This window comes from Gallalistipes aquisgranensis (assembly GCF_014982715.1).
Taxonomy (GTDB): domain Bacteria; phylum Bacteroidota; class Bacteroidia; order Bacteroidales; family Rikenellaceae; genus Gallalistipes; species Gallalistipes aquisgranensis.
In genome coordinates, this window is the sequence record NZ_JADCJY010000002.1 from 660426 (window position 1) to 667200 (window position 6775).

At 59.4% G+C, this 6775-nt stretch carries 4 protein-coding genes and 1 rRNA gene; 3 read left to right on the forward strand and 2 right to left on the reverse strand.

Annotated elements, in window-relative coordinates; all coding sequences use genetic code 11:
• Positions 1-112: 112 nt before the first annotated feature.
• Together INF32_RS12035 and INF32_RS12040 are read right to left on the reverse strand one after the other, a co-directional pair.
• The gene (locus INF32_RS12035) at positions 113-1747 is read right to left on the reverse strand and encodes an OmpP1/FadL family transporter (protein WP_226388641.1); all 1635 of its coding nucleotides are present in this window, start codon (positions 1745-1747) and stop codon (positions 113-115) included.
• Positions 1748-1789: 42 nt separating this feature from the next.
• A complete protein-coding gene (locus INF32_RS12040) occupies positions 1790-2788 on the reverse strand; it encodes a hypothetical protein (RefSeq protein ID WP_226388642.1) in 999 nt (332 codons plus the stop codon).
• Between the two features lie 245 nt (positions 2789-3033).
• Here INF32_RS12040 and proS point away from each other — a divergent pair, with 245 nt between their 5' ends.
• The 3 genes from proS to INF32_RS12055 all read left to right on the forward strand — a co-directional run.
• Positions 3034-4518, forward strand: coding sequence for a proline--tRNA ligase (gene proS / locus INF32_RS12045; RefSeq protein ID WP_226388643.1), 1485 nt, complete (start codon positions 3034-3036; stop codon positions 4516-4518).
• A 171-nt stretch (positions 4519-4689) separates the two neighbouring features.
• Positions 4690-6111, forward strand: a complete 1422-nt coding sequence (locus INF32_RS12050; protein ID WP_226388644.1) for an FAD-dependent oxidoreductase — start codon at positions 4690-4692, stop codon at positions 6109-6111.
• 542 nt (positions 6112-6653) lie between these two features.
• Positions 6654-6775, forward strand: a 16S ribosomal RNA gene (locus tag INF32_RS12055); the annotation flags it as partial.

The following is a 6775-nucleotide window of genomic DNA, read 5'->3' on the forward strand; positions in this document are numbered from 1 at the left end:
TGTCCGGCGGGGATCTTTCCTACGGTCCGTTTCCGGAAAAAAAGCCCCGGCCGCGGGATGGTACGGTCGGGGCTTTTTTCCGGGGTTCCGGTTCTTGGAAGCGGCGTTCCCGTCAGAAACGGACACCGAAAGAGAGCGTCACCAGGTGGCGTGTACGCTCGGGGGTGAGGTAACCGCTCTGGGAGATCGCCTCGTAACCGGGCTCCTTGTAGTAGAAGAGGTCGTACGAGGTGAATTTCTCGTTCATATAGGTGTAGGCCAGGTCGAGGGAGATGATCCCTTTGCGGTACCCGATACCGGCCGAGACGTTATAACTGCGTTCGCCCACCGGCCCGTCGAACACGCGGTCGTCATCGCGCAGCATGGAGCCGTAGTAGGCATAGCCGGCCCGCAGGGCCAGCGAGGGCAGGGGTTTGAATTCGGCTCCCACGCGTACGTTGTCGGCTCCCTTGAAAATCTCCTTGGCCGCCGCCTTGTAATCGTCCCGCCAGCCGTCCTTGTCGCTGATGCGCATGCCGTTGTACCATACCCGTTCGTAGTCGGCCGAGATGACGCCCACGTTGCCGAACGTGTAGGAGATTCCCGTCAGCAGCCGCGGGGGCGAGGAGAAGCGGTAGTCGTAGGAGAGCAGATTGGTCTCCGCGAAGTGCCTCTGCCCGTCGTTGAGTTCGGTCTGCATGTCGGCCCCGTACTCCTGGTCTACCGAGACGAAGGAGGGGGAGTGGAACGCCACGCCGACCCGCAGTCCGCCTGCGGGCCGCACGATGATGCCCAGTTTGAAGTCGACGGCCGTGCCGGTGTATTTCACGTGCTGGCCGTAGTACATGTTATACAGGTATCCGCCGTAGTTGGGCAGCTCCTTGTCGTTGACGTACTGTTCGCTGTATATTTCGTCTTGCCGGTAGTAGATGTCCTGGATCCCGATGCCCAGACCCACGTAGACCCGGTTGTTGAAGTTCATGCCCGCCGAGATGTTGTACTCTCCGATCGACCCTTTCGTCCGGCTTTGCAGCAGGTGGTCCACGTCGGTCAGGACGCCCGGACCCGATCCGGGATTGAACGGGTTGTAGGGGTTGACGGTCGTTAGGTCGTATTCGTCGTTTTCATCGGCCGGGTCGATCATGTAGGCCTTGTAGCCCAGGATGCCTCCCCACATGGAGGTCGGGAAGTCCCCGTAGGAGTAGTCCCTGCTGAGGTCGGCTTCGGGGATTCCGTCCAGCTGCCGTTCGAAAATCTGTCCGATGGTGTAGTTGTCGTGCGGAAGCCCCACGGTCGAGCGGTAGTTGAAATCGGCCCGGCGGTTGTAGCCGAAGCCGAAGGTGAAGCTGGTCAGCGCTCCCGAACCCTGGTAGAGGTTGAGGGCCAGGCTGACGTTGGTCGGCACGAACCGGGTGCGGTTGTAATCCTCCCTCCACAGGTCGCCCGGGTAACTTTCGTGCGTGCTGTTGGTCTCCACGGCCAGCGAGAGTCCGAACTCCGAGGCGCGGTACATGCCCAGTCCCGCGGGGTTGATGCCCATCGAGGCGAGGTCGCCGCCCAGCGAGGTGAAGGCTCCGGCCATGGCCGACGAACGGGCCGTCCCGTAGGCGTAGTTGCGCTGGGAAAACATCTTCATGGTGGTCAGGTCGAAATAGGAGACCCCGAGCAGTTTGCCGCCCAGCACGGCGTCGTTGCTGATTCCCTGCGCCCCCGCCGTGGCGACCGTAGCGGCGCACAGGGCGCCTGTGATCCATATCTTCGTTTTCATCGTCCGATTGTCGTTAAGTGGTACATGTCGTTGTGCACGGAATTATCTGCCCCGTCCGCCGCCGCCGCGCGAACCGCCGCCGTAGCTGCCGCCGCCGCCCGAGGGTGTGCTGTGCGAACCCGAACCGCCGCCGGGACGGTACGTGCTTCCGCTGTTGCTGTTGCTCGGCCGGCTGTACCGGTAACCCGGCGTCGAGGAGTTGTCCTTGTCGTAGCGGTTACGGTAGCCGCTGTTGTAGCTGCCCGCGTTGTTGCGCGTGTTGGAGCGGTAGCCGGTCGAGGAGCCGTAGCGGTTGCCGCCGTTGTTGTAGGGCCGGTAGTTGGGCCGGTAGGTCACGTCCGGCCGCGAATAGTAGCCGCCTCCCCAGTGGTGGTGTCCTCCCCAGTAGGGGTAGCCCCAACCCCAGTGGGGATAATAACCCCAGCTGTAATAGGGGCCCCAGTAGGGACGGTTCCACCAGGGCGAGCCCCAGCCCCAGTAGGGGTCGTACCAGCTCCAGTAGCTGCCCCAGTAGGGATAACCCCAGCCCAGGTTGATGTTGACGTTGACGGGCGATGCGCCCCAGTAGCCGAACATCGAGGTGATGTATTTGGGCTCCACCCACACCTCGTCGCCCATGACCATCACGTTGTAGAACGAGGGATCGTAGGCCGAGGCATAGTTCGCCGCATCGCTGATCTTGAAGTTGTAATAGCTGGAGGGCATTTTGTAGGTCGGCGAATTGAAGCCCCGCAGACGGCGGGCATAGGCATCGTCATAGGTGTCCGCCAGCACGTCCTCGTAGGGATTGCCGGTATATTTCCGGAGATACTCCCCCTCCATTTTCGCCTCGGCCAGCGCCGCGGTCTCCGCTGCCTTGCGGGCCTGTTCCTGTTCGAGGGCTTCCTGGCGGGCGATGGCCTGCCGGTCGTGTATCCCGTACAGGTCGTCCGCGACCGCGCGGGACGACGGGGAGGTGTAGAGGGTCGCCGAACATCCGCTGAGCCCGATGAGCGCGATGCCCGCGGCGATCATTCCCAGATAAGATGCTGCTGTTCTCATAATGTCGTGTTTTATACCGTTTCTTTACTAACGAAAACCGTACCGGAAAGTTGTGCCGGCCGCCGGTTTCCTTATTTATATATAAGACGTGGAAACGATGCGTTTTGTTGCACATTCCGGCGCCTGTTTTTGCCGTTTCGCCCCCGGGTCCGGCAGAAACCGGAGACTCCTTCGCAATCAAAGGTAACCAAATTGTGCGAAATTGTGAAAAATTTCTACCTTTGCGTGATAAATTCGATTCGATTATGGCAAAAGAGCTGAAAGAGCTGACCCGCCGGGAGGAGAACTACTCGCAGTGGTACAACGATCTGGTGGTGAAAGCCGGACTGGCCGAGAATTCGGCCGTACGGGGTTGCATGGTGATCAAACCCTACGGATATGCGATCTGGGAGAAGATGCAGCGTGCGCTGGACCAGATGTTCAAGGACACCGGGCACGAAAACGCCTATTTCCCGCTCTTCATTCCGAAGTCCTTTTTCAGCAAGGAGGCCCACCATGTGGAGGGCTTCGCCAAGGAGTGCGCCGTGGTGACGCACTATCGTCTGAAGAACGATCCCGAGGGGAAAGGGGTGATCGTCGATCCCGATGCCGAACTGGAAGAGGAGCTGATCGTGCGTCCCACCTCGGAGACCATCATCTGGAATACCTACAAGAACTGGATACAGTCCTACCGCGACCTGCCCGTGCTCTGCAACCAGTGGGCCAACGTGGTGCGGTGGGAGATGCGCACCCGTCTGTTCCTGCGCACGGCCGAGTTCCTCTGGCAGGAGGGCCACACGGCCCATGCCACCCGCGAGGAGGCGATGGAGGAGGCCCGCAGGATGATCCACGTTTACCAGGACTTCGCGGAGAACTGGATGGGCGTGCCGGTCATCGTAGGCCACAAGAGCGAAAACGAACGGTTCGCCGGGGCCGAGGACACCCTCACGATCGAGGCCCTGATGCAGGACGGCAAGGCGCTGCAAAGCGGTACGTCGCACTTCCTGGGGCAGAACTTCGCCAAGGCGTTCGACGTGCAGTTCGTGAACCGGGAAGGGAAGCTCGATTACGTATGGGCTACGTCGTGGGGCGTTTCCACCCGTCTGATGGGGGCCCTGATCATGGCCCACTCGGACAATAACGGGCTGGTGCTGCCGCCGAAACTGGCGCCGATCCAGGTGGTGATGATACCTATATATAAAGGACCCGAGGAACTGGCGGCCATCCGGGAGAAGCTGGGGGCCATCGCCGCCGAACTCAAACAGCGGGGGATCAGCGTCAAGCTGGACGACCGCGACAACGTGCGTTCGGGATTCAAGTTCGCCGAGTACGAGCTCAAGGGCGTTCCCGTCCGTCTGGCGATGGGACCCCGCGATCTGGCCGGAGGGACGATCGAGCTGGTGCGCCGCGACACGCTCGCCAAGGAGACCGTTCCGCAGGAGGGGCTGGCCGACCGGATCGAGGGACTGATGACCGAAATCCAGCAGAACATCTTCGACAAGGCGCTGAAGTTCCGGGAGAGCATGATTACCCGGGTGGACACCTACGACGAGTTCAAGCGCGTGCTCGACGAGAAGGGCGGCTTCGTGCTGGCCCACTGGGACGGCACCGTGGAGACCGAGGTGGCGATCAAGGAGCAGACGAAGGCCACGATCCGCTGTATTCCCGTGGACGCACCCGAGGAGGAGGGTGCCTGCATCTATTCCGGCAGACCTTCGCATCGCCGTGTGCTGTTCGCCCGTTCCTACTGATCGGACGAAAGAAGAGTGAATAATCCGCCCGGGACACACGGCCCGGGCGGATTTTTTTTATCCTGCGCCGTTTCCGGCAGGCGCCCGATCCGGCCGGAAGCGGTCCGATTCGTTTTTTTGCTATCTTTACACGGAAAACCTTACCCGATTCCCTGAAAAAACTCGATACCTATGAAAAAGAATCTGAACAGAAGACAATTTCTGGAGAAACTCGCGCTGGGCTCCGCCGCATGGGCGCTGTTCCCCTCGCTGGCCTGTGCGGGGAAGAGGCGCGACGGATCTTCTTCGCGGCTGCCCGTCATCGACGAGGCCGATATATGCGTGCTCGGCGGCAGTTGCACGGGCGTTTTCGCGGCCGTGCGGGCTGCACGCCTGGGCGCACGGGTGATCGTCGTGGAGCGCCAGAATGCCTTCGGCGGCGTGGCGACCCGTGCTTTGGTCAACGTGTGGCACTCGTTCCTGGATGCGGAATTCAAAAACCGGATCATCGCCGGGCTCAGTCAGGAGGTGATCGAGCGGTTGGCCCGGCGGAATGCCGTGCTCGAATACAAACGGAGTCCCTCGACCGGATTCCGTTTCAACTCCCAGGAACTGATGATGGAGCTGGACGAACTCGTGCTCGAGTCGGGTGTCCGGCCCTATCTGCACACTCTCTTTTCCGAGCCCGTGACGGACGGGGAGGGGCGTCTGGAGGGCGTGGTCGTCGACAACAAGTCGGGGCGCGGTGTGATCCGGGCGAAGTATTTTATCGACGCCACCGGAGACGGCGACCTCTGCCACCGGCTGGGGCTGCCTTCCTATACGCACGAACTGATGCAGCCGCCCACCATGTGCGCTCATATCGAAGAGTACGATGCGAAGGAGATCAACCGTATCATCCGGGAACACGGAGAGGAGTTCGGTATCCCTTCGGGATTCGTCTGGGGCGGTCCGCTTCCGGGGACGAAGACTTTTATGCTCGCGGCGACGCGGGTGAGCGGGGTCGATTGCAGCGATGCCGTCCAGCTGACCCGGGCCGAGATGGAGGGACGCCGGCAGGTGAGGGCCATCATGGATATGATGCGGAAGTACGCGGGCAGGGAGTTGGGCCTGAACGGGCTGCCTTCCTGCATAGGTGTGCGCGAAACGCGGCATTTCCGCTGTCTGCACCGGCTGCGGGACGAAGACATGCTCTCCGGAAAGCGTTACGACGATGCCGTGGCCAACGGGAGTTACCGGCTCGACATCCACCACCAGGGGAAGCCGGGGCTGACTTTCCGGTATCTGGACGGTACGGAGGTCTACATGCGGCCCGGTTATCCCAAACAGACGGGACGGTGGCGTCCCGAGACCGGTGAGAATCCGGTCTTTTACCAGGTCCCCCTCCGTTCGCTCATTCCCGGCCGTTACGACAATCTGATACTGGCGGGCCGGATGCTCGATACCGAGATGGCCGCTTTTTCGGGTGTGCGGGTCATGGTCAATATGAATCAGCTGGGGGAGGCCGCGGGTGTCGCTTCCTGGTTGGCCCTCGACGGGAGCACTTCTATCGCACGGGTCGATCCCGGAGCAGTGAGGAAAACGCTCGAAAAGGGAGGGTCCATTATCCTTTGATTTCCGGATTTCCGGATACGGAGTGAAATTTTTTCGCTGTTTTCCGGCGTTTCATTTGCGGGGAATTCGGGCTGTCCGTAAAATATTTTTCCGGGAAAATCCGTTATATCCGTCCTGTGCGGGGAAAATCGCAATGATATGTTATTGTGTTGATAATTATGATTTTATGTGCTTTTCCTGATGGGCGATGTCCTGAAATCGTGAAAAAAATTGCGAAAAAAAGCGCGAAAAATTTGCAGAGTTAAAAAAAGTCCCTACATTTGCACCCGCTGAATGAGAATAACGGTTTCCGATAGCACATTCAGATGAAGTTCTTGAAAAAATAAATTTGGAGATTACGAAAAAAGGTCTTACCTTTGTAGTCCTTTCGCTCGCGAAATCGGGCGATTTTCCAGCGGGGAATTTCTCGGAAGGAGACGCTGGAACCAAATGAGGTTCTTTGAGTTACTGGTAAAAAGAGAGAAAAGAAAAATGTAGTATTTATCAATTCCTTTAAAGGAAAATAAGTAGTCAGGACTCTAACGATACAAAGTGAATTTTTTACAATGGAGAGTTTGATCCTGGCTCAGGATAAACGCTAGCGGCAGGCCTAACACATGCAAGTCGAGGGGCAGCGGATAGAGTAGCTTGCTACTCTTGCCGGCGACCGGCGCACGGGTGCGTA